The following is a 24,235-nucleotide window of genomic DNA, read 5'->3' as shown; positions in this document are numbered from 1 at the left end:
TTCAATAGTGTTCGAGATTATTATTACCATGGCGAACTCATCACCATGATACAATCTCAGCTAATAAAAAAATTTTAATTTCTCATTCGCAGTTATATTCGTTGTAAAAGAACTTTGTTTCTTCCCTCGACTTACGATTTGAAAGGCGAATGCCGTTCTACCCGAAAATCTCGGTTGCCGACCGAAAAACGGCCAGAAGACCAAAATACAAAATCGACCCGGCCAGTCAAACTGTTTTTATAGAAATTTTACAAATCCATCTCTTCAAAATTATGGAATCTCCGGCTTTAATGCGACATAAGTCAAACGAGAATTCGAAGAGATTGTAGCACTTAGGAAGCCTTCGGGACATAGATTTAGTTTATTATGATATCTTAATATAACTTGCAAAATCGATGAATCCATTTCAACGGCTTTGAGCAAAAAACTTCATTTACAATTCGGAATAAATTTAAACAGTTTCAATTCGGATCCATTCCACTTAGGCGAACCAGCATCAACAGAGTAAACAGAACGCAAACATCGATCTATTCTCTTGTCGAAATATCCTCCCCTTTTTTGATACTCTTCGTTTTTAAGCATTTCTTCATAGTCAATCAAGTAATCGATCTTATTTGATTTCAAATAATCAAATAAGGTATTCCCTTTTACAAAAGAAAATACCCCATCATTCGCTAACCCATCAATATTAACTACAGAAGCTTTTGAAAAATAACTAATAATCCCGGCATTCCAGGCCCCAACCTTTGCGAATTTCTTTTCTTTTAAAAAAAGTCCTGCTTTGAGCATTCCAATTTGGTGAGGCCACCTGCTACTGAGAAATTTTGTCTTACCCACATAAAGATACCCGGAAAGTATCAAAACTGCCGGAATCAATAATCGTTTTCTAAACAAAAAATTACCAAGTGCGGCAAGCACGATTCCAATAGGCACAATGAGATTAGACGAATACCAAACATTTATTCCTCGAGAATTATATCGATAAAAGAAAACGTATCCGATTATCGTAAAAAAACAAGAAAAAGCCAAAATCAAAGATGGAGTATAGCTAAATCTATTTTTCGATTTAATAAACTTATATGAAGAATAAACAACTAAGGCAGGAAATGATAATAATAAGAGAATTTGAATTGATTTGTTCAATATTGAGAAGAAGGGAAGAAACATAGACCCTATCAAAAGAATTATCGGCAAAACAGAATGGCCCCCTAAGGAAGACCAGTATAACTTTACCTGAGCACTTCCTTGAGAGAAATGACCAGAAATATAGAAATTTTGTAATAGGATAATGCAGACTCCAACTACTGCTCCCACTAAAACAATCGCACTTCGTTTCAGGCTTTTAGTTTTAAACCAAGGGAAACTAATCAAATAAGCGGCAAATACTACCCCCGCCAATAACCCAAAATCAGACCGAGATAAAGATCCAAATATGCCTAACGAGCAAAGTCCGATAGCAGAGAGGATGGAGAAATCCTTGTCCTGAGTTGAAAAATAAAGTGAAGACGCTGAGAAAAATAAAACGAGCCAGGATTCCATCATCGCAGTACTTTGCATCAATGCCGTAAAAGTAAAAAATGGGGACAGGACTAACAAAATGGAACTTTTTCCGAAAAAATTCTCCGCAATGCGTGCGGTAAAATAAGCAGATACCCCCATAAAAATGGAAGCAAGTCCACCGATTATCAAAAATAAATGCCTCCAGTCTACATCACCAAAGACGGAATATATAAAGACTAAAATATATCCATATAAAAAATGAAAACCAGTAGTAACTGTAATTCCATCGAATGTCCAAATGCCTTCCGAAGCGCGGTGTCTCGCCATCTGTATATAGTAAAAAGCGTCGTCAGGAATAACTCCGATCAATTCAGCATCAGGCGAATTATAAAAAAATAGCACACGAAAAACCGCACTAATAAATACAGAAAATCCGGCGACAATCGGAGCCCATCGAAACAGAAGGATATTCACAATACAAAACCCACCGAAATAGAATTATCAAACATCATTTTTCATAACGAACCTTCATGTCAAATGGCAATCTATTGATATCCCAAAAGTGTCTTTAAACCATATTTATCCTCCGAATATATATTTTTTTGCACACTGTATCGAGCCTCCGAAGCTTGTTATGCAAAATCAAATGTAGTGTAAATTAGGTAGCCTTTTCCAATACCTATCCAACATCCATGATGAGCGTTCTGAAATTCCTTGAAAATGTCTTGTGAGTGAAAGTAAAAAGGCTATTTTGACCAAAACCCGAAATGAAACTTCGTCGCTCTCTTAATCTTTACGATTCAATTTCTCTTATGTTCAGCTCTATGGTAGGACCGGGGGTTTTCATCACTACGGGTTATATTCTTACCCAAACTGCTAATCCAAATTGGGCGCTTCTTTGTTGGATTCTGGGCGGATTCTTGGCAATCGCGGGCGCGATGAGTTATGCGAAATCTGCAAGTATCTTTCCGTATGCGGGAGGAGATTACGTTTATTTAAAGGAGGCCTACTCTCCGATTGTAGCGTTTTCTAGCGGATGGCTTTCTTTGTCGGTGAATTTTTCCGCTTCCATTTCTCTTTCTGCAATTGCATTTTCTAAATCGTTTCTTACCTTGTTCAACCCCAGTTGGGACATTTATTTCTTAGAATCCAAGTTTTTGGGGATCACATTTTCGTTGGGCGTGGCCCAGATCTTAGGGATTTCAACGATCTTATTTTTCACAATTGTGAACTTTTTTGGGATTGGTTTCGCCTCTCGTATCCAGAACTTTTTTACTACCTTCAAAATTTTGGGTTTGGTTGCGTTTGTGACCTTAGGTTTTGTTATCGGAAATTATAATATTCAAAATTTCGAATCCTTTTCTCTGATACCTTCCGATCTTCAAGGGTGGAATCTTTTGCTTGCGGGAGCTATCCCGGTCACTTTTTCCTATTTGGGCTGGAATATGATCACCTACGTCGCAGAAGAAGTAAAAGATCCGGAAAAAAATATTTACAAATCTGTGATCGTTTCCTGCACTTTGGTTACTTTTCTTTATGTTCTAATCAATTTCCTATATTTAAGCTCTGCTCCTATCCAATTTCTGGCGGGAGATGAGAAGATAGGCGTGACTGCTTCCGGATTCTTATTCGGGAACGGTGTGAATATTCTAATCACTGCGTTTATTTGTTGGGTTTTCCTCGGTGGAATTTCCGCTTATATCATAGGTGGTTCCAGAATTTATTTTGCGATGGCGAGGGACGGATTCTTTTTCCCAAGCATGGCAAAATTACATTCCAAATATCATAGTCCTTATAAATCTCTGATCTTTCAGTTTCTGTACGCTTGTCTTTTCTGCTTTGTAAAGGAGATTGAATCACTTTTATATCTGATCACCTGCTCTACCCTATTGCTTGCAACGATCACCGCATATACGCCAATTATTTTCGAAAAAAGACATTTAAAGAATGAGTTCAAGATCCCAGGTTATCCGTATTCGACCTATCTATACATACTTTCTAATATTCTAATTATTGCAACATTGCTATATAATAAAAGTGCGGAAGCTCTCTGGGGCTTTGGTTTCACTCTTTTTTCCGTTCCGCTGTATTACTATTTTAAACTTTCTAAAAAATCCCATCCGATCCCGATGGACACTATTTCTGAGCCCGAATTGGAAGCAGGCGGTTTAAGTTTACTTCCAGAAAATGAACCTGTTCCGGTAGGTAGCGGTGATCCCGCTTAAGTTTCTGCCTTGGAACTTTCCCCTAAAAACAAACTTAGGCTTCATAGATATTTGGGGATCGTTTCCTTAAGTTTTCTTTTTTCTCGTCCGTTTGTCATTCTATTCCAATTTCCTGATATTCAAAATTTTGAATATTTTTCTGCCACTATCGGAAGAGCTGGAGCCGTTTTCGGAGTTCTTGCCTTTATCACTGGAGGAGGTTTAGGTAAATATTTAGATGAGAAAAAAGCAAGAGTTGCAGAAATCCATACTATCCTAATGCTTGCAGGCTTAACGATGCAGGTTCCAGTCCTCGCAGAAGTGAAGATTCTTTTAATTCCAAACTTGATCTCTTATTTTGGCTGCGTAATCTTGATCTGTGGCTGGATCCTTGGCAGAAGAGTTTTTATAAACAGAAAAAGGATCCTTCCTTTTTGAGGCACACTCAGGAATTAGAAAGTATATTCTTCCGGAAAGAATATGCGAATTGAGAGATATCCTCTTCTTTCCAACGATTCTTATCGTAATTTATATTGATAGCCATTCTATTTTCATAGGTTGTCACCGTCGTAAAAACTGTTTGGGTCAAAGCCGGATGGACCGTAAAAGAAAGTTCTTTTACTTTTATTTCATCTGAAGCTAAAACAGGAATGATCCCTACATTACTCAATAAACTAGATTGAGGATTTCGACTCATTAACAATTGGAAAAGTTTTAGCCCATCTTCTTTTTCCAAAAATTGTTCGGAAGGAGGAAGTAGTTCGTAAAACGCTCTGCCTTCTCTTCTTCCGATACGAGCCCTTACGTCATTCATGATCGCTTTTGCTTTCATATCGAAAGGATCTCGAATATTCACAGGAGTGGTGAATAAGGAAATATAAAGTCCGAGTGCGGAATCCGGCACTGGATGACTCAGGTGAGGTCTCAGATCCGCCGGTGTAGAAAGATACAATACTCCTTCTTGTTCCCTGTCAAAAAAATCCGAAAGAGCTGTTACCTGAGCTGCACCTAAGATCCCGTGAAAGGAGATTTTTTTTTGTTTAGAAGTTTTTAATAGCGATTCAACATCTTCTTCTTCCAAATAAAAACTGATAATCTCAGGATCTTGTTCTTCTTTTTTGCGAGAGAATTGAGGGATCGTTAAAGGCTTTTCAGGTTTGGGTCCACCCTTATACAATTCTTCTGCAGGATATAATTCCATTAAGGAAGAATATTCTGAATCTTCTTCAATTTCATCAGCTTCTCCTGTACTTGCTCTAAGTACATCTAAGAGAAATCTACAACCTGATCTTCCGTCTCCAATACTATGATGAAAGATAACTCCGATCGCAAATTTAGAATTTCCGGAAGTATAAAATATAGTCCTGATTAAAGGAGAATCTCCCAATTCAAAAAGTCGAATTGTCTCCTTAGCTAATTTGGATTTCCAATCGGGAGAATAAAAATCCTTTTGGATCGGAATTTTTCTATCCGAGGTTGCAAAGTATAAATGAGAATCTTGTCCGGCTTGTTTTAAGATCTGAACCTTAGCTAACGCATGTTTGTTTTGAATAAGGTCCAGTGCTTTTCGTAAACTCTCTTCCGAGAAGGAACCCTCACCCTCTGCCATCACGCAGAAGTTCATTGAGGAGGCACGGTCATAAAGCCAGAAATTTGCCTCCGCTTGGTCTAAGGATCGAATGAATTGACCTTGGGGTCTTTCAGATTCTTTTAAATTTTGCATGCCATTTCCGACTTTAACGTACTAGGCCGGAATCGCAATACCATCCATTTCTTCTTTTTGGTAACGATTCGCCCTTGTCATACTTTCAAAGTCGTTAAAACGAATTCCATATTTTTTTAAGAACGGTTTTACTTTAGATGCGACTGCTTGTCGTAGATAAAATGGTTGTGTTACTACAAAATGATGGATCCCGTGAGTGGCTCCGAAATTGAAACAGAACAAATGTAAAGGTAATACCCACCATGAATCCAACACTTGGGTCTGCTGGTATAAACTCTTCACGTCTCCGTAATAATGCATATTAGATGAAACAATTTGTATGGCAGATTGTCTTAGCCAACAGGGGATCAAATACACCACCGCGGCGGTATTTAATAAATTATGAATATATGCTGTAACTCCAGTTTCTTGCATAGGACTTCCCAATGCCCAATTGATCAAAGAAATTGATCCCCAGATCAAGAATAAATACCAAAGAAGAAGATACATTAAACGATAAGGTCCCTTGATCGGCTTCGCTTTTATTTTTGCAAGATAACGGATCGCATCTTTTCTGATCTTCGGCCCCTGCAGGACCACTGCCATAATCGGATCTATCATCACAAGTATTCGCCTGATCCCCCATGGCATTCCATTGCTAATAAATCTTTCTTCTATATCTTCTATGTTTCCAGAAAGTTTATGGTGGAGAAGGTGGATCTCTTTTCTGAACCAAGGATTGACTGTATTCGCACGGAATAACCAAACCATCCAGAATAGAAAATTTTGCATCTTAGGATTTTCTTTAAAATAGATACTATGGATCAAGTCGTGCTCCATCTCATGAAGAAAAGATGCCAAGATCCCATTCCCGATAATACAAGCCCAGAATGGAATGACATCCATTACGTACAAACTTCCGAGTAAGATCATTCCGAAAGCGGACCCCATAGTGATCCCGAATCCGATTGCGTTTTGGTATTTTAAAAAAGAGAAACGTTTTCTAAGTTTAGAATCCGAACGACGGATCCATTTGATAATACGTTTTGTTTTTTCTTTTTCGGTAAATCGATCCGAAATGTTTTTTCGCTCAAGGACAAAGGAACTCATATCCACTCCGACATAACTGATGAATGGAATTATATCCAGGATCTCAGATCCGTCGTTCCATTCTATAAACCGAAACCGCAGAATCGGTTTCAATTGATAGGATGGGACCGTTACTTATGAATTTTTCTCTCTAAATTCGGATGGAGGAACTCCAACCTCCTTCTGAAATGCCCTATGGAAGGAAGTTTTGCTCCTAAATCCAACCTCATAGGCGATATCCAGGATAGAAGAATCCTTATTTTTGGAGAGTAGTTCGCAAGCCTCGCGGATCCTATACTCGTTTACAAATGCGGAAAAATTTTTGCCCATTTCTTGGTTGATCAATTCGGAAAGTTGGTGAGAAGAAAGTCCTAACTCATCCGCAAGATTTGCCAAACTCAAGTCTTCGTCTTTGTATAGTTTTTCGACTTCCATCGCTTTTAGCAAATTTTCCCTGAGTGTGGCGATATCCATGCCTTGGAGTAAGGAGCGGGAATATTTTTGGAAAGTGACTCTTGCTACTTCTTGCAAGTTTTGGAAATAAGCAGGGTATCTTCTGCCAATCAAATAAGAAACACAAAGACTTAATGCCATCATAGAGGCGCTGACCAATAGAAAGAGTGGATCCTTATCCATTAGAAAAAATGCACCCACTGAATGGTTTGCGATTGTGGCGAGAATAATATAAAGTAGAACTCTTGCGGTCCATTCTTCTCTCAGAACATTCGGTTTAAATAATATTCTGCTCCCTCTCAATAATCCCGCAATGTATGCAGCGAGTATAAGTAGCGGGATCATAAAAACTAGATCGAATATGCTTCTTGTTTCGGAGAATATTCGTATTCCTTCCCTAATCGTATCCGAATCCGGCATATAACTCAGAAAATACAAAATCCAGATGATGGCTGGTAGAATAGAATGTTTAGGACTTAAGCCCAATGTAAATTTTTCGAATTCCGAATTTTGAATGATCTTATGGATGCCGTAAAGGATCGGACCTATGGAACCCAAAACGGGAATATGTAGAAGTACGAGCCGAGGAAAAGAAGAAGAAAGTCCGAACACATAAAATAAACAGGTGCCTTGTAACAAACCCAAGCACACAAACAACAAAGAAAGCAAACGATTGAGAGCGGTTTTTCTTTCTAAAATATTCTGCCCTATACATAATAAGGCTCCGAGATACGTTCCGAAGATCGTAAAAGAAACTAAAATCCAGAAAATCGGAGAATCCGGAAATGGAATCGGAATATTAGGCATCAAAGGCTTTATCTATCATCTTTCTGGGTTGTCAACCTTCTGTATGGCTCAGATGGCTTTAGTTGGGAAACGAAATTAGATCTTATTAAAATGCAAAAAGTTTGACATCAAATTTAGAAAAACAAAAGACATAGGATATAATGAGTAGACTATGTGGTCTATCCACCCGTGGAGATTTTATGAAATCTTATACTTATATCCAGATCGAAAAGAAGGGTCCTGTGTTTTGTATCGCACTCAATCGTCCAGATGCCAGAAATGCAATGAATACACAAATGATCATGGAGCTAAGCGATGCTCTCACTGTTTACGAAGATGATCCAAATTCCAGATGTGCAGTTCTATATGCGAACGGCCTTCATTTCACTTTCGGTTTAGAACTGGAAGATGTTGCAAAATCGATCCTTGAGCAAGGTAGAAATTTTTTCAAAAAAGGAAATATCAATCCTTGGGATACGGGAGGAACAGATAGAGTTCGGAAAAAACCTTTGATTACGGCAGTCCATGGGTTTTGCCTAACTTTAGGGATCGAATTAATGCTTGCTTCCGACATCGCACTTGCCGCAGAAAAAACTGTGTTCGCTCAAATGGAAGTGCAAAGAGGGATCTTGCCTTTCGGCGGAGCAACCATCCGATTTGTAAGAACTTCGGGTTGGGGAAATGCAATGAAATATATCCTAACGGGAGATACTTTCGATGTTTCGGAAGCATATCGAATCGGAATCGTGCAAGAAATTTTACCTAAAAAAGAATTATTAACAAGAGCAATCGAACTTGCTGAAAGAATTTCCGCCCAGGCCCCAAAGGCGATAGATGCGGTCTTAACGAACGCAAGAAAAGCAATAGAAGTTGGAGATTTAGAAGCAATAGACGATCTAGTCCCTTTGGTGACCGATTGCTTAAAATCGGAAGACGGTCAAGAAGGGATCCGTTCCTTATTAGAGAAAAGAACCGCCGTTTTCAAAGGAAAATAGTATTTTAAATTTTTAGAATATATCGGCTTTAACTAAAATCCGTATTTAATTCGCTTTCCTAACGAACAATATTCGGATACAGGGAATTCTACTTGCCTTCGTGTATCTTTCTTCAAGTTTAGCAGGATTCGAGGGATCAAAAATGGATTTTAGCCTAAGCACAGATGAACAAGAGTTCACAGAATCGTTTCGCAATTTTTGCAAAAAGGAAATCCATCCTTTCGCGGAAGAAGCTGATAAAACGAAAGAACTTCCCAGATCTCATTATCTCAAACTGGGAGAAGCAGGCTATTTAGGTCTTTTACACGAGGAAGAATTCGGCGGACAGGGAGCAGGAGTTTTTTTGAGCACCCTGGCAATGGAAATCGTTTCGGAATATTGTGGTTCTACTTTTTTCAGCGCAGGGGCATCCGCTGGCTTATTCGGGCTTCCTATCAAACATTTCGGAACCCAGGAGCAGAAGAAAAAATATCTGCCTGATATTATTACGGGTAAGACAATCGGCTCCTTGGGTGTAACCGAGCCTGACGGAGGTTCCGACGTTTCAGGACTTTCTTCTCTCGCTAAAAAATCAGGGAAGGAACGTTATCTTCTCTCCGGTCAAAAAACATATATTACGAATGCGCCTAATGCGAACTATTGTCTGGTTCTCGCCAGGACCCAAGACGAAACCGGAAAAGAAAAAGGCCTCACTCATTTCATTGTAGATCTGAATTCGAAAGGGATCTCCAGGTCAGCCGCAATGGACAAGATGGGATTGAAAGCCTCTCCTACCGGAGCATTATTTTTCGAGGATGTGGAAGTTCCTGAAGAAAATATTTTAGGTAAATTAGGAAAAGGTTTTAGACAAACCATGCAGACTTTCAATGCAGAAAGACTTTCTTTGGCTGCTTATTCCTTGGGGGTTATGAAGGCTTGTTTAGATGAGTCTAAATCCTTTTCAGCCTCCCGCAAAAGTTTCGGCAAATCTATTTACCAACACCAAGGAGTTGCATTCATGCTCGCGGAAATTTATTCCAAGTATGAGGCGGCAAAGTGGCTTACTTACAATATTGCCTGGGAAATGGAAAAAATAGAATCGGAAGGCAAACCAAGTATGAGTCTTTCCGGAAAATGCGCCGCATGTAAATTATTCGCGACCACCGCAGCGAGAGAGGTTACAAATCTCGCGGTCCAGATCCACGGAGGAGCAGGTTATATGGACGAGTACAAAGTTTCTCGTTTATACAGAGACACTCGATTGGGAGAGATAGGCGGAGGAACAAGTGAGATCCAGAAATTGATCATCTCCGGAAGCATTATGAAAGATTCTTAATGTACTTCCGAAAATTCAGGTCCTAATTTTTCTTCCAGATATTTATGGATCTCAGGATCGTTATCCTCAATTAATTGCCAGAAGGAAAATCCTCGGATCTTATATTTATCCAATATTTTCATTTTCTTCTCAAATGCGCTTCTATTCATATAAAATGCAACTCGATCGCAACCGCCCATTCTATACCAGAGAGAAGGATCTGAATACACATGACCTTGGTGCCTGTATAAGTAAGGCCTAAGATAGGTCCAATCTGCGGCCTTGGGCTGTGTTTTAAAAATTTCTAATACGTCTGTAGGCTCCTCTTTCCTGGGAGCCATTCTTTCCCGAATCCATTTTGCTCTGGAGTAATATACTGATTTTGTTTCGGCTTGGCAATGTAATGCCCAATCATATCCGTAAGTTGGGATCGCCATATAAAGTTTTTCGTTAGGGATACGAGCAACTGCATATTCTAAAATTTTATCGATCCACCAATCAGGAGCTTGAGGTCCTGGTCCGGGAAAACCTTGCTTGCGCGGATGAAGTTCGTAAGCCATAATTTTGACTTTGTCTGCAACTTTTCCCAAAAACTCATAATCATGAGTTAACTGTCCTCTGTACGCTTCGTAAAAATCCACTTGGATGGGAGACTTCAAACCTTTACAAGGATAGACTGAAGGTTTTTCTGCGACAGTCTTAGGGTGAATGGCTACCGATAGGATTTTCCCTTTCTTATGGAGTTCGTCTCTTAGAAGTATTAAAAATTCTTGAAATACCTCCTTCTTTTCGCAAGTCATTCCTTCGTAATCTATGTCTATTCCATCGTATCCGTATGTATCTATTTCTTTGAGTATATTTTGGATATGAAGATCTCTAACCTTGGTATTTCCATTCAAACCGATCACGTCAGAAACTTTTTCGAAATCATTTTCCCAGCGAAAAATTGTCGGAATGATCAATGTTCGTGGAGACATTAGCCTTAGCCAACGGATCCTTTCGTCTATCTCATCCTTCTTCCAAACGGAAAGTATTCGGCCAGTGTTACTACGTCCACCTTCCAAATTATAAAGAAATGGATGGATCTCATCGTAAAGATGAACATACTTCATCATTGCATAGAAATCTTGGGACCAAGTAGATGCATAAAGTCTTTCGACCGGAGGAGGCGTTTGGGCACTTGGATCATTCTTCCTATCGTTTCCGGAGAAAAAACATGTAGGAAGGATCATAGAAATTAAGGAGAGAAGTAATGGATATATGATTTTATTAGAGAGCATTTCGGAAGGATTCTAACGACAAGATCTCGAATCCTCCGAAATGAGATAGAAGAATTCTTTCCGAAAGGAAAGTAATTTGATTCGCCTTTTTCTCCTCTATTCGTATTAATTTAGGACTTTTTCTGTCCCCATCTTTTATTCAGATGTTCCTTACATTCCGGGGATAGTTTCTCCGAGTTTTCCATCAAACAGTCTCTGATCCTTCCCTGCCCTTTCGGAATATCGCTGCAGTATTTTTGTCTATCTTCAAAACAAGGACTTCCTGGCCCACCCATTCTAGACTTGCCTGAACCCCCTCCCTGTGCGTAAACCGAAACGCCAAACAGTATTATAAAAAACGGAAGAATTGACCAATTCATAAATCTACCTACCACTGTATCGAAGAAAGAACCTCAAATACTGTTTTGTCAATGATTCGAATCTGCTCGAAAATATTAATAATCGTTGATATTTCTCAGATACCATATTCTTAAAATGTAAAGACGAAACGAATCGGTAAAGGCCGATTCATTATAGACTTACGATTTCCAAGGAGATAATATGAAAACCGTAAAAGGAAAGAGAATATTAATCACCGGCGCCGCGATGGGAATGGGGAAAATTTACGCTGAACTTTCCGTTCAAGAAAAGGCGTCCGCATTAGTTCTCTGGGACGTAAATTCCGAAGCCTTGCGTCTTACCGAAAAGGAATTAAAATCGGATACTACGAAAATTTTTACGGAAGTTGTGGATGTTTCTGATCGTGAAAAGATCAAAAAGGCCGCAGTCAAGATCGAGTCCCAACTAGGCGGCATCGATATAATCATAAATAACGCAGGCATCGTGAGAGGAAAGTATTTCTGGGAACACGACCCTAAATCCGATATAGAAGAAACAATGGCGGTTAACGTGTTAGGTCCAATGTATTTAACTCGATTCCTACTTCCTAAAATGATATCCGACAGATCCGGAGAATTTAGGATCGTAAATATTTCCTCTGCTGCGGGTTTGATCTCGAATCCCAAAATGAGCGTATATTGCGCCTCAAAGTGGGCAGAGACTGGCTGGAGCGACTCCCTACGATTGGAATTACTCCAATCCGGTTTCGGACATATAAAAGTAACGACAGTAAATCCTGCCTATATTTCCACAGGAATGTTTGAGGGCGTCAAAGGAATGTTGTTCACTCCGATACTTTCTCCTGAATACGTAACTTCGAAAGTTTGGAATGCTATGAAAGAAGGAAAACCTAGGCTGCTTCTACCTTGGACAATTTACCTTTCCAACGCACTCAGAGGAATACTTCCGATTTCGATCTTTGATTGGATTGCGGATAAAATTTTCGGGGTCTATGGAACAATGGAAAATTTCAAAGGAAGAAGCTGATCGTTACGAATGGATCAGTCTTAAATAGACATTCCGTTTTTTTTGAGTATATCCAAGGCGGTTTGTCTTAAGATCGGATGAACCACAAAATCCTCGGGATCCGGAGCCTTTCTTTCCGGTTCGGGATTTTTAAACTTATCCGGTCCGATCCATTGGGAAAGCGCCCATAACATTCTTTGGAAAATTTCGTCTATCCTTCTCTGATAACCCGCTTTTTTATAATAACCGTAAGCGAGGATCGGAAGTTTTTTCTCGAACATGAAATGGTCTCCTAAACGAATGAGCCCGTCCTTGTATTCCGTTTTCAGAAAACATTCCCTGGCCTTCCGGATATCACCTTCGTTGAAGGCCTGATTTCCCTGCCGGATCAGTTCCATTCTTTCTTTAGGATCCATACTTTTACTATCGTCAGGTTTTACGATTTCGCAAGGCTTTTTACCTTCTTCTTCCCTCTCTAAAACGGAAACGAAACAAAAAATCTTGTATAGTAGCCTTAGTTCCCCATCATTTGTCTTTGTATGAGTACTTTAAAAGCGGGGTCCAAGGCCCCCAGTTTTACGACCCTGAACCAAGACGGGGAAAAGATCTCTCTCAAGGATCTGGCCGGAAAAAAAGGTTTAGTATTATATTTTTATCCTAAGGACCAAACCCCAGGTTGCACTACTGAGGCCTGCGATTTTAGGGATAATTTCGCAAGGTTGAAAAAAGAAGGCTACAACGTAGTCGGTGTCTCTAAGGATTCGGTTAAATCCCACCAAAAATTTATCGAAAAGCAAGAACTCAATTTTACTCTTCTCTCTGACGAGGACGGAAGTATCTGCGAGGCATACGGAGTCTGGCAGTTGAAAAAGTTTATGGGAAGAGAATTTATGGGAATTCTCAGAACCACCTTCCTGATCGGAACAGATCTAAAAATTTTGAAAGTTTATCCGAAAGTCAGCGTGAAGGGTCACGTGGATGAGATACTCGGAGATATCAAGGCGTTGGACAAAAAATGAAGATAGAAAGATCGAAAATCAATTTTAGCATCGGGAAGAACACTTCTAAAAATATTTATAAAGTAATTCCTGTTGTAAAAGATAATCTGCCAAAAGAATTAGAGACCAAATTTTCAGACCAGATACGTTCCGGAATATTTTCTGGAGAATCCGGACAAAGTTTTATAGATGAGTCTGAAAGAATTATCTACCTCGGCCTGGGGAACTCCAACAAGGTTAGCATTCGTTCCGTAGCTCAGATCTTTTTAAGCGTAGGAGAAAAACTACGTAAATGGGACTCTGTGGGATTAGAGATCAAACTCACTAGATTTTTGACCAAAACACTTTCTACTTCTTCCTTAGTATACCAGATAGCGAACTCTATCGATTTAGGTGCATTCCCTATCAATGTTTTGGCAAAAGATTTTAAGGAGAAAAAAGGCAAATTCGGGAACGTAAGTTTTATATTAGAAGATTCTAATGCAGAAAAATCCGCGAAAGCCGGTCTGGATAAATCCAGATCGGTAAGCAAATACGTAAACGGAGCCAGATATATCGCCCACCTTCCTGCAAATCATTTCACTCCGGAAGAATTTGTCTCTCGTTCCAAAGAGATCGCAAAGGAAGCAGGACTAAAGATCACAGTGATGGACGAACCCCAACTTAAAAAAGAAAAGATGGGTGGAATACTCGCAGTTTCCCAAGGTTCAGACAAAAAACCTAAGATGATCGTTTTGGAATATAATCCTCCTAAAGCAAAATCCAAAAAGAAATTAGCTCTGATAGGAAAAGGCCTCACATTCGATTCAGGCGGGATCAGTATCAAGCCAGCACAAGACATGCATGAAATGAAATATGATATGTGCGGTGCCGCAGCGGTGATCCATGCGATCGGTGCGATTGCAGAATTAGGCATTTCTGTTCCGGTAATCGCAGCGATCGGAGTTGCGGAGAATATGCCGGATGCTGCCGCTTTGAAGCCGGGAGACGTTTACACTGCTCATAATGGGCTTACTGTAGAAGTCCAAAACACTGATGCAGAAGGCCGCCTCGTTTTAGGCGATGTTCTTTCTTACATCGGAAAAAAATACAAACCGGACTATATGGTGGATCTCGCAACCTTGACGGGAGCAATCATCATTTCTTTGGGCCATGAGGCTGCAGGAGTTATGAGTAATTCTGATAAACTTCGTGGGCTCTTGGACGAAGCTTCCGCTTCTTCAGATGAAAGGACCTGGAATCTGCCTTTATGGGAAGAATACGGCGAAGATTTAAAGAGTGATATAGCAGATTTACGTAATATTGCAGGACGCCCAGGTGGAAGCCTTTCTGCGGCAAAATATTTGGAACGTTTTGTGGACTCAGGAATTGACTGGGCTCATATTGATATCGCAGGAACTGCTTGGAGAAAGAAGGCATCCGGAACCCAAATCGGGAACGGGCCGAGCGGATACGGTGTGAGACTACTTGTAGACTTGGCCGAAAAATTAGAAAAAAACCGGGGAGTTTAATCCCCGGCAGTCTTCGATCCGCACCATAGGAAGACCGATCGGTTTTCACCGTTCTGGGGTTACCGGTCTTCCTCTTCCATATTTATATTTCCGAATACCGCAAACGATGGTACGGTGTATTGTTTTAAGTAAGTAAAGTCCGATTGTTTCGTATAAAGATTCGAGTCGTCTATGGAACCTGGCGGCAAAGAAGTATCGTACAACGCCTGTGCGGCATGCATTTCAGTTCTACTAGGCTCGAATACGCTTCCAGTCAACATAGGGAACATCAGATCTTTAGGGTCTTGAGAATGTTGTAATCCGAGACAATGCCCTACTTCATGGGAAACAGTTGCGATGATGTATTCTTTTACATCAATGGTACTTCCTTCCATCCTCATCGCATCTGCAGTTGCTTTGATCCTATCCTTAAAAATAAAAATGACGCTGTTTTCAATGTTAGTAGTTGCGCTGATGGAACAAGCAGCAAGATAAAAAGGATTGGAAGAAAACAGTTGGCAGTCTTTTACATTCTTCTGAGAGATACCTTCCACATGACATTTACCTGATTCAGTAAAAGCGATCGTGTTTCTCATTCTATCCACTCTGGTTTTAGCCGGATAGACATCTATGCCAAGGCCCCATTTCTGGGCCGCGGATTTTGTAAGTTGTAGTCCGCCTTTCATTTCTTCTCCGTATGCAATCCAGAGAAGTTGTTTTTCTTCCCAAGTGAGATCGCTAGATGGATTTCCCATTTGGGTACATTGTGAAAATGTAATAAGGCATAGTACGGATAGAGCTAAAGATACCCTCATTATTTTTCCCCAGAAAATATCCGATTTCAGAGTTTTTGTTTTTAGAAAACGGATCCGACGAATACGGATTTAGCTTTTTGTAATGTATCTTTAAATTATCTCTATCGCGGGATCGATCATCGCGAGGAAGTCTTTTCTTTTTTATTCAGACTTGTTTGTTCAACAAATCCCCGGTTCTAACATTATGACGAAGCAGTTACAGAAATTTGCATCAAAATTTTTATTTTTAGAAAATTATATTAAATAAATCGAATGTTATATTTATCTCACTACGAGAATCGTTTTGAGAAACGAACGCAAATACATATACTCATTTTAGGTTAGTAAATTTATTTCCAAACTTATTCTAAGCGTTCGGATCTATATTTTGAAATTTTTTATACCGAAAGATTTACTCCTCTCTTGGAAATTTCTTTCCAAAAATGAAAAATGTTTCCTTTGCTTCTTTAACTTCCGACTTTCGATTTCTTCAGGGCCAGACCGGTCTCTGAAAATCAGACTTTTTTCTCAAAACTTAGAAAACCGGGCGTTTTTTTGCTTTGCCTGTAGTGCGCCGCAAAAAGACTGGTCACAGATGGTGCAATGCACCATAAGAGGAGGCAAGGAGAATGCTCCAGCCTAAAATCCGAAAAAGATACATATTTATCGCCTCGTTACCCCTGCTCTACCAATCACTGGTAGCCCCAATCGCGGGCTCCCTGATCGGAAAAAGCGCGCCAGGTAGGAACTCCTTACCTGAATCCACCCAAATCAAAGAATACATTCGCTCCGAGAGACCAAGCCTAACCGAACCGGAGCTAGAACTTCTCTCCTTAACTGTAGAAAAGGAATCAGAAAGGATCAATAATAGCGCCTGCGGAGTTTATTGCCAAAAAGGAGAGAAGGCTGGACTCCTTCTTGGGATTATCAAAACAGAGTCCGAATTCTACCGAAAAGCCAGATCCAAGAAGAATGCACTCGGACTCATGCAGATCATGCCAGGAACAGGGTCCTGGATCGCATCTTGGGAAGGAAAACAAATCAAGAAGCAAGACTTACTCGAACCGGAGACAAATATCCACCTAGGAGTATCTTATCTGAACCATCTTTTAGAAACCCATGAGGGAAATATCCGAACAGCACTTCTCGCTTATAACGCGGGACCTGGAGCGGTTAAAAAATGGGGAGGAGTTCCTGCCTACGCCGAGAGCGTGTTTTCAGGCCAGGAAGAATATTTAGGAAGCAGGGAATCATTCTAACGTTTTTGCATCCATAGAACGCAGGACCTAAGCATCTCGCTCATACGCTTCCGATCCGTATGAGCGGGGTGCCCGTGGCCTGGAAGAAGCCATTCAAAATCATAATTTTCCAAGTCCTGCATGGACTTGGTTTGTTCTTCCCAAGAATACCAACAAGCGCCTCTAAATGCGATCAGCCTTTCTCGTTTAGGATCAAATGCAAGATGGTCCCCCGAAAATAGAAATTTACGTTTATATAATAGAGTAGAATGTCCCCTTGTATGACCGGCCCCTGGTATCACTAAAAGATCTTCGCCAAGTGAGAATGGCTCCCTTCCTTTGACTACGATCTCAGCATTTGGAACGGCGGATAGATCTCCTTCGTGGATGATCCTTTGGGTCCCGAAATCATTATGGAATTTTTCATGGTCCGCAATATCATCCCTATGAGTTAGAAAATGATATTTGATCCCACCCAAGTTTTTTATTTTTTCGGAAAGTGACGGAATATATCGAGGAGAATCCACAAGTATGTTACCTTCTTCCCGAACAATGAAATAGGAGAAGGCACCGAATGAATCCTTTGAATGGAAACCACAATGATAGACCTCGTCCTGGATCTGTCTCGGGAAAGAGGCTTTCGCATCAGTAAGATCGATTCGATCTTCCGTTCCGATGGAAGCAGTAGGACAAGCAACTAATGCTTGTAAGGCTTTGAATTTTTCGGATTCCGACTCGGGTTGTTTTTTGACGAAGGAACCCGTTTGATCTTCTCCAAAAACATCGCCAGCCAAGATCCTACAAGTTTCGCAATCTATACAACTGGAATCCACATAGATCTGTCCGGGAGAATTTTGGGCCTTTCTTTTTGCCAAAGTTGCCATACGGATTAGACTGTTTCGTTATTTCACCCAGTCGCTTCTGTTAAAATACTTGTCCTCTAAACTTTTTAATTCGCCTGTACGTTTGAGTTCCGACAGAAAAAATTCGAAATTACGGGAGAAGTAAATGTCTCCTTTAGGAAGCAAAGCACTCACATGATTTTCCTGAACCGGTTCGATAAGCGCTCTAAAATTGGACAAAATACTTCTTTGTTTGAGCAGAAGACCCTTGATATAAAGAGAATCTCCCACAAAACAATTTGCCTGTCCTTCTTTCACTGAATTCCAAGCGCTTTCCATGGAACCGTAGGTGAATACCCTTGAATTCGGAAAAATACTCAATAGATATTCATGACTGGCAGAAAATGCTCTGACTGAAAAACTAAGCCCGCTCACATTTTCCAAGTCCTTTACACTTCTAAAATATACTGTAGAGATAATATTTCCTTCCGGAGGAGGAGGAAGTGCATTCTTATTTACCAATGCACCCGGTGTGGAAACCAAATAAGGAGAACTGAAACTTCCTTTTTTAGATCTTTCTAATGTAGAACTTAAGCCGGAAAATGCGATATCCGCTTCTCCACTTTTGATCGCTTCCGCATAATCCTCGAATTCCGGACGGTTTGTGAATGTGTATTTTACTCCCAAAAACTCGGCGTATTTTTTTCCAAGCTCCGCATCGAATCCGGGAAAACCGTCTTTAGGATCCGAGATATAGAATGGGTCGAAGTTACGATTTCCAGTGACTCTCAATTCTCCCCTTTTTTGGATTTCTTCCAAACGAGAGCCTGAGATGTTTTGAGAGAATATCGGATAAAGGATCAAAAACGAAAATAGAAGTCCGAACTTTCGAAACACCATTCTTTTATATTTTCTTAGCCCTTATGGATCAAGGGAAAAACAAAGACCTATCTACCCTGAGTCGATCGGATGTGTGAATTTTTTGTGAATATCAGGGAACGTTTTCCCCTCTCCGGGTTTACTTATATAGAAAGAGGATCCGAGAACCCGCTTGTATACTTTCACTTCACAAAGCTATTATTACCCTACATATTTTGTATTCTTCACATTTTGCTTTTTATCCTGTACGAACACTGCCTCCGATAAAGTAGGTTTAACGGTTTATGGAGACGGAGTGGCTTTTAATATTTCCGGAGAGATAGACCAGGATAAGACCGCAAGTTGCGGAACTGCAACCGTTTATAGTTCGTCGAGCACGAGCACTACTACAACTACGACCACGTCTTCTACGAATAGTTTATATACCGTTATCAGCAGATTATATTTTAAAACGGGCGAATATCTATACCTTAAGTTTTTATACGATAGTACCCAAAACCAAGGCTCCATCGATTCAACCCAAGGATTTTCCTATTCCGGAGGGATCGGAACTTATGCAGTCGTTTCGAATTATGGAAAAATTTATTGGGGAGGAAGCGGAGTCCCGATCGACACTAGCGTAACTAGTTCACAAGCACTGTCTTATTTAACGGTAAGCGTGGATTTGGTGGGAACCGCACTTACAAGTGGAACTGCAGCACTTTCCCTTACTCAATGCTATACTACGGACCTAATCAATTGTACTTCCGCGACTTCTACAAGTATGTGTTATACCGAAGACGGAGAGACCTGTTATAATACCTCGAGCGTGGAAGGACCTTCCGTTAGCATTAAGGGAGAGGTGAACTGTACAAGCAGTACGGTTTCTTCCGGAAGTTCTTCTAGCACTAGTACACAATAAAAATAATTCGTCAGAAATAGTAGGTGATCGTTTTGGATTTTAATAAACTTAAATTATTCGTTCTCATTCTCCTGATTTTAGGATCAGGGAATTTCTTGTTCGCAGAACCCCCTCCTCCACCGCCAGAACCGTTCGACTTCTTCATACCTGGGGGAGGCCCGGGCCCAAGAGATAGAGAAGATAGAAATTTCGAAAAATTCTCCAAAGAACTTTCCCTCACTCCCGAGCAGATCGAAAAAGCAAAATTGGCAACCGACAAAAGACTGAATCTAAGCCGCAGCATGGGTGAGAAATTACCCGCACTCCATGAATCCTTACGCAAACTATTAGAATCTCCTAAAGTAGATTTAGTCGCCGTAAAATCTAAATTAAAAGAGATCAGCGATATACAACTCGAATTAAGATTTTTGCATATAAAAGGAAGATTGGAATTCGAGTCCATTCTGACTCCGGAGCAGAAACAAAAACTAAATCAACTCCATAAGGAAAGATTAAATAGGATCAAAGAGAGAAGGGACTTTCCGCCCCATCACCATGGTCCGCCTCCCGGACCTCCTCCTGGAGATAGAGACTGTCGATAGATATAATGACTGAACCAGAATTAATCCGGATCATAGAATCCAGTAAGGGAACAGTTCTCAAGTCCATCCGTAGGCATATTCTGCCTGGGATGGCTTCTTTAGTTGAGGACCTGGTCCAAGATACGTATTTAAGATATTATCTTAAATTTAAGAACAGACCTTCTCTCGATCCACAAGATGCAAATCGCTGGTTATATGTAGCTGCGAGAAACGAATGTAGAAGAGCTATCCGAAAATGGAATAGAGAAGGAAAAGCCTATTACAAACTACAAGCTGAGATAAAAGTTACTGAAAAGAAAGAAGCGGATATTGCGGCAATCGAACCTGATCCGGATCGGCGTAAATGGATGGAGTCGCAAATTAATCTCTTGCCTTCTCCATATAAAGAAACTATGATACTTAGGTTAGGTGGCGAGAAGATGGAATCGATCGCTAAAAAACTGGATATCTCCGAAGGAACCGTTAAATCCAGGATCTCCAGAGCAAAAGAATGGTTATCCAGATTCGCATCGAATCAGAAAGGAAGAGAAGAAAAATGAAAGAACCTTATATCGATTCCGATCTAGACCGAAAAATTGGATCCCTACTCAACGATCCGGACCTTGCCAAAAGGATCGCAGGCAAAGTTATCGCTAAGGCGGAAATCCAAGAAGCATCGAACAAAAAGTTCGTATGGCATGCGTTAGCTGCAATTCTACTTTTAGGACTGGCCGGACTCGCTACTTTTTATATTCGCAACTTAAAAGAATCCGAAGATCCTTATTCCAATTCACAGAACTCAGCAGAATATCTTGCTTCTCCGATCGAGACAGAATATATCTGGGAAGATACAGATCTGATCATAGAGACTTCTTTTTCAGAAAGATAGAAGGCCCAAAAAAGCGGACCTTCTGTCGTTACGCCGTAAATTAAGAAAAATGTCCCGAAAATGAATTCAATCAGTCTGCAACTGCGGAATATTTTTATAATATTCTAATGATTCTGGATTGATCAGAGCATCCTGATTTGTGACAGGCTCTCCTTGTACTGTCTTTTTTACCGCGATCTCCACCTTCTTCATATTCCGAGTATAAGGAATATCTGCAACTTGGATGATCTTAGATGGAACGTGACGAGGGGAAACCTTGTCCTTGATCTCTTTTTTGATCTTAGATTCGAATGCGGAATCCAAGACTGCACCTGGTGCCATCTTTAAGAATAGGATCACTCTCACATCGTCCTTCCATTCTTGGCCAATCACTACTGAGTCTGCAATTTCGGAAATGGTTTCGAGCAAGCTATATAAGTCCGCAGTACCGATACGAACTCCTCCTGGATTTAAAGTAGCATCGGATCTTCCATAAACCACCATTCCTCCGTTAGGAAGAATTTCCGCAAAATCACCGTGTCTCCAGATATCGGAATATGTATCGAAATATGCGCCTGAGTATTTTTTTCCATCTGGATCATTCCAGAATTCTAATGGCATTGAAGGAAACGGTTTTGTGCAAACCAACTCGCCTTTCTGTCCTTCCACGGGCTTTCCTGAATCGTCAAAAATTTGGACTGCCATTCCAAGGCCTAAAGATTGTAATTCTCCGGAATGAACAGGTAAATTAGGATTTCCTAATGCAAAACATCCATTCAGATCAGTTCCACCCGAAATAGAAGAAAGCCTTAAATCCTTCTTCCAAGATTCGTATACATAATTAAATCCGTATCCAGGTAACGGAGACCCTGTGGACAATACTGACCTTACGGAAGATAAATCGACGCTTGGTTTGTATTTTTCCTTTTCCAAGCTGAGAATGTATTTAGCTCCTACTCCGAATACCTTTACCTTACGATCTGAAACATATCTAAATAAAACTCCAGGATCAGGATGGAATGGATTTCCATCGAACAGGTGTATCGTAGCCCCGATTGAAAGAGAACTCACAAGCCAATTCCACATCATCCATCCGCAGGTGGTATAATAGAAGATCCCATCTCCTTCTTTCAGATCCGTATGTAATGCAAGTTCTTTCCAGTGATTTAAGAAAACTCCTGAACCTTGGACCATGCATTTAGGAAGCCCAGTTGTTCCGGAAGAATACATAATATAAACAGGATGATCGAAAGATGTTTGGTAGAATTCAGGGTCTTGTCCCAGAAACGATCCATAAGATTCTTCTAGTGGAAGAGCTTTTTCAGGAAAACCATCCGTGACATTCTTCCGTTCGTTTGACCCTAAACTAGGATATTCAGAAACTAAGATCTTTTTCAGGTCAGGAAGTTGGGAAGAAATCTCTTGGATGGTATTTGCAAGTGGAAGCGACTTCCCCTTGAATTCGTACAGGTCCGTCGTAATCAAAATTTTAGGTTTAATCTGACCGAATCGATCCAACACTCCTTTAACTCCGAAGTCAGGAGAACAAGATGTCCAGACTGCTCCTATGCTAGTAGCGGCCAACATCGCAAGAACCGTATCCGGAACGTTCGGCATTAATCCCGCAACCCTGTCTCCAGGCACCACACCTTCCGATCTAAAATAGGCAGCAAGTGCTCCGACTTTTTTATAAAGTTCAGAATAAGTCAGACTCTTCTCCGCCCCACTTTCTCCCCTATAAAAGATCGCGATTGTATCATCTTTTTTTCGGAGTAAGTTCTGAGCGAAGTTTAGTTTTGCTCCCGGAAAAAATTGGGCTTCTCTAAAAGTTTTTCCTGGCCGAATGACTTCTTCGTACGCTTTAGAATGGATGACTGGAGCAAATTCCCAAATGAGTCCCCAAAATTTTTCAGGGAATTCCACTGACCAAGAATGTAGCTCTTTATAGTTCTGGAATTTTTTACCGACCTTTTGTTCGGCATAATTTTGGAATTCAGTGAGTCTTGAGTTTTGAATGAGTTCGGGACTGGGAGTCCAAAGGGTTTGATTCATGTCAGGCCTGTTATCTTCGTTTTTTTCAATCGAAGGTCAACAGTAAATTAGTTGTGAAGCGAAAGCCATTCCGTAAGATTTGTGAGTCGAGAAGAAGTCCGGAGTTTTCCAGTTGTCAGATCTAAATCATCTCAACCTGCCTACGATCCTATTTTTATGCGTAAGTTTGGTATACGCATTCCACGGTTTTCTGCACCAGTTAGTAGTGGGGGGCGCCATCTCGGTCTTCCAACATCCTGACGAAAGACAATCCAGAATGATCCTAATGGTCTGGATTGCCACAGGCGGATTCATGAGTTTTCTGGGGTTATTGCCTACGGTCCTTCTTCTTTTGTATGGAGCAGATTCGGAACCGGTGAAGGCAGTTCTTTGGACCAACACATTAGCACTTTGTTTTTTAGCGGTCCATTTTGTTCTTTGCGGAGTGATGAAACTTCCCAGGCCTTTGCGGGTCGGCTTTTATTTTACGATCTCTTATGCGGTAGCAAATCTAGTTTTTCTTTTTACTTACGGAAAAATCTGATTAAGCCGGCTCATAGTATGCTAAGTTCTCTGGGCCTTCGTGGATCACGATCCGATCTACTTTTCCTTTCGCCTCGGCCACACTATCCTTTAAGCCATGGTAAAACCAACGAGCCATGTTTTCAGAAGTTGGATTTGTCTTCTTAAAATCAGCATGATCGTTAATCAGAATATGGTCTAACTCGGCTACTAACTCTTTCAGCTTACGTTTAGAGGTTAAAAAGTCGAAACTGATCCCGTCTTCTCCAATGTTCTTTTGGCCGGAGAGATAAACTTCTACCTTAAAGGAATGGCCATGGATCGGCTCATCCGAGCCATCAGGGAAGTATTTATAGAGATAATGAGAAGATTCGAACCGTTCCTCGATACGAATATAGAATTTGCCGGTTTCTTGAAAAAACATGGAATTGACTTTGGCCTAGGGAGTCTATATACTGGAACTTA

At 40.5% G+C, this 24,235-nt stretch carries 25 protein-coding genes; 13 read left to right on the top strand and 12 right to left on the bottom strand.

Going from position 1 to position 24,235, the window contains the following annotated elements; translation table 11 throughout:
• Positions 1-429: 429 nt before the first annotated feature.
• A complete protein-coding gene (locus CH352_RS18095; RefSeq protein ID WP_100708197.1) occupies positions 430-1,974 on the bottom strand; it encodes a hypothetical protein in 1,545 nt (514 codons plus the stop codon).
• A gap of 293 nt (positions 1,975-2,267) precedes the next feature.
• Here CH352_RS18095 and CH352_RS18090 point away from each other — a divergent pair, with 293 nt between their 5' ends.
• Together CH352_RS18090 and CH352_RS18085 are read left to right on the top strand one after the other, a co-directional pair.
• Complete coding sequence (locus tag CH352_RS18090; protein ID WP_100708196.1) at positions 2,268-3,725, top strand: APC family permease; 1,458 nt, start codon at positions 2,268-2,270, stop codon at positions 3,723-3,725.
• A 9-nt stretch (positions 3,726-3,734) separates the two neighbouring features.
• The gene (locus CH352_RS18085; protein WP_100708195.1) at positions 3,735-4,142 is read left to right on the top strand and encodes a hypothetical protein; all 408 of its coding nucleotides are present in this window, start codon (positions 3,735-3,737) and stop codon (positions 4,140-4,142) included.
• Between the two features lie 7 nt (positions 4,143-4,149).
• Here CH352_RS18085 and CH352_RS18080 read toward each other — a convergent pair whose 3' ends face one another.
• The 3 genes from CH352_RS18080 to CH352_RS18070 form a co-directional block, all read right to left on the bottom strand.
• Positions 4,150-5,427 (bottom strand): phthiocerol/phthiodiolone dimycocerosyl transferase family protein, encoded by a 1,278-nt coding sequence (locus tag CH352_RS18080; protein WP_100708194.1) that lies wholly within the window; start codon positions 5,425-5,427, stop codon positions 4,150-4,152.
• Between the two features lie 21 nt (positions 5,428-5,448).
• Positions 5,449-6,516, bottom strand: coding sequence for a fatty acid desaturase (locus CH352_RS18075; RefSeq protein ID WP_207766724.1), 1,068 nt, complete (start codon positions 6,514-6,516; stop codon positions 5,449-5,451).
• Positions 6,517-6,630: 114 nt separating this feature from the next.
• Positions 6,631-7,755: a helix-turn-helix domain-containing protein gene (locus CH352_RS18070; protein WP_100708192.1), complete on the bottom strand. Its 1,125-nt coding sequence runs from the start codon at positions 7,753-7,755 to the stop codon at positions 6,631-6,633.
• Between the two features lie 179 nt (positions 7,756-7,934).
• Here CH352_RS18070 and CH352_RS18065 point away from each other — a divergent pair, with 179 nt between their 5' ends.
• Both CH352_RS18065 and CH352_RS18060 read left to right on the top strand, forming a co-directional pair.
• Positions 7,935-8,729, top strand: a complete 795-nt coding sequence (locus CH352_RS18065; RefSeq protein ID WP_100708191.1) for a crotonase/enoyl-CoA hydratase family protein — start codon at positions 7,935-7,937, stop codon at positions 8,727-8,729.
• 142 nt (positions 8,730-8,871) lie between these two features.
• A complete protein-coding gene (locus CH352_RS18060; protein ID WP_100708201.1) occupies positions 8,872-10,044 on the top strand; it encodes an acyl-CoA dehydrogenase family protein in 1,173 nt (390 codons plus the stop codon).
• Here the strand turns inward: CH352_RS18060 and CH352_RS18055 are convergent.
• Together CH352_RS18055 and CH352_RS18050 are read right to left on the bottom strand one after the other, a co-directional pair.
• Positions 10,041-11,138, bottom strand: a complete 1,098-nt coding sequence (locus tag CH352_RS18055; RefSeq protein ID WP_423789723.1) for a glycosyl hydrolase family 18 protein — start codon at positions 11,136-11,138, stop codon at positions 10,041-10,043. The two genes, CH352_RS18060 and CH352_RS18055, sit on opposite strands and share 4 nt — an antisense overlap.
• A 275-nt stretch (positions 11,139-11,413) precedes the next feature.
• Positions 11,414-11,662, bottom strand: coding sequence for a cysteine rich repeat-containing protein (locus CH352_RS18050; protein WP_100708189.1), 249 nt, complete (start codon positions 11,660-11,662; stop codon positions 11,414-11,416).
• Between the two features lie 181 nt (positions 11,663-11,843).
• On the opposite strand from CH352_RS18050, the gene CH352_RS18045 reads away from it, so the two are divergent.
• A complete protein-coding gene (locus tag CH352_RS18045; protein ID WP_100708188.1) occupies positions 11,844-12,668 on the top strand; it encodes an SDR family NAD(P)-dependent oxidoreductase in 825 nt (274 codons plus the stop codon).
• 20 nt (positions 12,669-12,688) lie between these two features.
• Here the strand turns inward: CH352_RS18045 and CH352_RS18040 are convergent, their stop codons facing one another.
• Entirely contained in the window at positions 12,689-13,063 is a 375-nt protein-coding gene (locus CH352_RS18040) for a hypothetical protein (protein ID WP_086448499.1), read from the bottom strand.
• Positions 13,064-13,186: 123 nt separating this feature from the next.
• Here CH352_RS18040 and bcp point away from each other — a divergent pair, with 123 nt between their 5' ends.
• Together bcp and CH352_RS18030 are read left to right on the top strand one after the other, a co-directional pair.
• Positions 13,187-13,666, top strand: coding sequence for a thioredoxin-dependent thiol peroxidase (gene bcp, locus CH352_RS18035; RefSeq protein ID WP_100708187.1), 480 nt, complete (start codon positions 13,187-13,189; stop codon positions 13,664-13,666).
• Positions 13,663-15,156 (top strand): leucyl aminopeptidase, encoded by a 1,494-nt coding sequence (locus tag CH352_RS18030; RefSeq protein WP_100708186.1) that lies wholly within the window; start codon positions 13,663-13,665, stop codon positions 15,154-15,156. The genes bcp and CH352_RS18030 overlap by 4 nt, the downstream gene beginning before the upstream one ends.
• 59 nt (positions 15,157-15,215) lie before the next feature.
• On the opposite strand, the gene CH352_RS18025 is transcribed toward CH352_RS18030, so the two are convergent.
• Positions 15,216-15,950 (bottom strand): matrixin family metalloprotease, encoded by a 735-nt coding sequence (locus CH352_RS18025; protein ID WP_243396461.1) that lies wholly within the window; start codon positions 15,948-15,950, stop codon positions 15,216-15,218.
• Between the two features lie 608 nt (positions 15,951-16,558).
• Between CH352_RS18025 and CH352_RS18020 the strand changes: the two genes are divergently transcribed.
• Positions 16,559-17,188 carry a lytic transglycosylase domain-containing protein gene (locus tag CH352_RS18020; protein ID WP_100708184.1) on the top strand — a complete coding sequence of 210 codons (630 nt, stop codon included), beginning with the start codon at positions 16,559-16,561 and terminating at the stop codon, positions 17,186-17,188.
• On the opposite strand, the gene CH352_RS18015 is transcribed toward CH352_RS18020, so the two are convergent.
• Together CH352_RS18015 and CH352_RS18010 are read right to left on the bottom strand one after the other, a co-directional pair.
• A complete protein-coding gene (locus CH352_RS18015) occupies positions 17,185-18,051 on the bottom strand; it encodes an MBL fold metallo-hydrolase (RefSeq protein WP_100708183.1) in 867 nt (288 codons plus the stop codon). The two genes, CH352_RS18020 and CH352_RS18015, sit on opposite strands and share 4 nt — an antisense overlap.
• Before the next feature lie 18 nt (positions 18,052-18,069).
• Complete coding sequence (locus CH352_RS18010) at positions 18,070-18,909, bottom strand: substrate-binding periplasmic protein (protein ID WP_100708182.1); 840 nt, start codon at positions 18,907-18,909, stop codon at positions 18,070-18,072.
• A 151-nt stretch (positions 18,910-19,060) separates the two neighbouring features.
• On the opposite strand from CH352_RS18010, the gene CH352_RS18005 reads away from it, so the two are divergent.
• Genes CH352_RS18005 through CH352_RS17990 form a run of 4 tightly spaced genes read left to right on the top strand, consistent with a single transcriptional unit; the run spans position 19,061 to position 21,238 of the window.
• Positions 19,061-19,789 carry an LIC10920 family plasminogen-binding lipoprotein gene (locus tag CH352_RS18005; RefSeq protein WP_100708181.1) on the top strand — a complete coding sequence of 243 codons (729 nt, stop codon included), beginning with the start codon at positions 19,061-19,063 and terminating at the stop codon, positions 19,787-19,789.
• Between the two features lie 23 nt (positions 19,790-19,812).
• Positions 19,813-20,370 (top strand): Spy/CpxP family protein refolding chaperone, encoded by a 558-nt coding sequence (locus tag CH352_RS18000; protein ID WP_100708180.1) that lies wholly within the window; start codon positions 19,813-19,815, stop codon positions 20,368-20,370.
• A gap of 5 nt (positions 20,371-20,375) precedes the next feature.
• Entirely contained in the window at positions 20,376-20,909 is a 534-nt protein-coding gene (locus tag CH352_RS17995; RefSeq protein WP_100708179.1) for an RNA polymerase sigma factor, read from the top strand.
• On the top strand, positions 20,906-21,238 hold the full coding sequence (locus CH352_RS17990) for a hypothetical protein (RefSeq protein ID WP_100708178.1): 333 nt from the start codon (positions 20,906-20,908) through the stop codon (positions 21,236-21,238). Before CH352_RS17995 ends, CH352_RS17990 begins: the two co-directional genes overlap by 4 nt.
• 66 nt (positions 21,239-21,304) lie before the next feature.
• Here CH352_RS17990 and CH352_RS17985 read toward each other — a convergent pair whose 3' ends face one another.
• Positions 21,305-23,269 carry an acetoacetate--CoA ligase gene (locus CH352_RS17985; RefSeq protein ID WP_100708177.1) on the bottom strand — a complete coding sequence of 655 codons (1,965 nt, stop codon included), beginning with the start codon at positions 23,267-23,269 and terminating at the stop codon, positions 21,305-21,307.
• 112 nt (positions 23,270-23,381) lie between these two features.
• Here CH352_RS17985 and CH352_RS17980 point away from each other — a divergent pair, with 112 nt between their 5' ends.
• Positions 23,382-23,792 (top strand): hypothetical protein, encoded by a 411-nt coding sequence (locus CH352_RS17980; protein ID WP_100708176.1) that lies wholly within the window; start codon positions 23,382-23,384, stop codon positions 23,790-23,792.
• On the opposite strand, the gene CH352_RS17975 is transcribed toward CH352_RS17980, so the two are convergent.
• Positions 23,793-24,194: a 6-carboxytetrahydropterin synthase gene (locus CH352_RS17975; RefSeq protein ID WP_100708175.1), complete on the bottom strand. Its 402-nt coding sequence runs from the start codon at positions 24,192-24,194 to the stop codon at positions 23,793-23,795.
• Positions 24,195-24,235 lie beyond the last annotated feature (41 nt).

It is taken from the genome of Leptospira hartskeerlii, assembly GCF_002811475.1.
GTDB lineage: Bacteria > Spirochaetota > Leptospiria > Leptospirales > Leptospiraceae > Leptospira_B > Leptospira_B hartskeerlii.
Note: the sequence above shows the minus strand (reverse complement) of the source record. Positions and strands in the feature narration are given on the sequence as shown.

What these genes read in the sequence shown, in the direction of transcription:
- CH352_RS18025 (WP_243396461.1), bottom strand. Translation starts at nt 15,950, where the DNA reads ATGAGGGTATCTTTAGCTCTATCCGTACTATGCCTTATTACATTTTCA.
- CH352_RS18060 (WP_100708201.1), top strand. Translation starts at nt 8,872, where the DNA reads ATGGATTTTAGCCTAAGCACAGATGAACAAGAGTTCACAGAATCGTTT.
- CH352_RS17995 (WP_100708179.1), top strand. Translation starts at nt 20,376, where the DNA reads ATGACTGAACCAGAATTAATCCGGATCATAGAATCCAGTAAGGGAACA.
- CH352_RS17985 (WP_100708177.1), bottom strand. Translation starts at nt 23,269, where the DNA reads ATGAATCAAACCCTTTGGACTCCCAGTCCCGAACTCATTCAAAACTCA.
- CH352_RS18050 (WP_100708189.1), bottom strand. Translation starts at nt 11,662, where the DNA reads ATGAATTGGTCAATTCTTCCGTTTTTTATAATACTGTTTGGCGTTTCG.
- CH352_RS18020 (WP_100708184.1), top strand. Translation starts at nt 16,559, where the DNA reads ATGCTCCAGCCTAAAATCCGAAAAAGATACATATTTATCGCCTCGTTA.
- CH352_RS18055 (WP_423789723.1), bottom strand. Translation starts at nt 11,138, where the DNA reads ATGATGAAGTATGTTCATCTTTACGATGAGATCCATCCATTTCTTTAT.
- CH352_RS17975 (WP_100708175.1), bottom strand. Translation starts at nt 24,194, where the DNA reads ATGTTTTTTCAAGAAACCGGCAAATTCTATATTCGTATCGAGGAACGG.
- CH352_RS18040 (WP_086448499.1), bottom strand. Translation starts at nt 13,063, where the DNA reads ATGGATCCTAAAGAAAGAATGGAACTGATCCGGCAGGGAAATCAGGCC.
- CH352_RS18010 (WP_100708182.1), bottom strand. Translation starts at nt 18,909, where the DNA reads ATGGTGTTTCGAAAGTTCGGACTTCTATTTTCGTTTTTGATCCTTTAT.
- CH352_RS18070 (WP_100708192.1), bottom strand. Translation starts at nt 7,755, where the DNA reads ATGCCTAATATTCCGATTCCATTTCCGGATTCTCCGATTTTCTGGATT.
- CH352_RS18080 (WP_100708194.1), bottom strand. Translation starts at nt 5,427, where the DNA reads ATGCAAAATTTAAAAGAATCTGAAAGACCCCAAGGTCAATTCATTCGA.
- CH352_RS18045 (WP_100708188.1), top strand. Translation starts at nt 11,844, where the DNA reads ATGAAAACCGTAAAAGGAAAGAGAATATTAATCACCGGCGCCGCGATG.
- CH352_RS18065 (WP_100708191.1), top strand. Translation starts at nt 7,935, where the DNA reads ATGAAATCTTATACTTATATCCAGATCGAAAAGAAGGGTCCTGTGTTT.
- CH352_RS18015 (WP_100708183.1), bottom strand. Translation starts at nt 18,051, where the DNA reads ATGGCAACTTTGGCAAAAAGAAAGGCCCAAAATTCTCCCGGACAGATC.
- CH352_RS18090 (WP_100708196.1), top strand. Translation starts at nt 2,268, where the DNA reads ATGAAACTTCGTCGCTCTCTTAATCTTTACGATTCAATTTCTCTTATG.
- bcp (WP_100708187.1), top strand. Translation starts at nt 13,187, where the DNA reads ATGAGTACTTTAAAAGCGGGGTCCAAGGCCCCCAGTTTTACGACCCTG.
- CH352_RS17990 (WP_100708178.1), top strand. Translation starts at nt 20,906, where the DNA reads ATGAAAGAACCTTATATCGATTCCGATCTAGACCGAAAAATTGGATCC.
- CH352_RS18030 (WP_100708186.1), top strand. Translation starts at nt 13,663, where the DNA reads ATGAAGATAGAAAGATCGAAAATCAATTTTAGCATCGGGAAGAACACT.
- CH352_RS18075 (WP_207766724.1), bottom strand. Translation starts at nt 6,516, where the DNA reads ATGAGTTCCTTTGTCCTTGAGCGAAAAAACATTTCGGATCGATTTACC.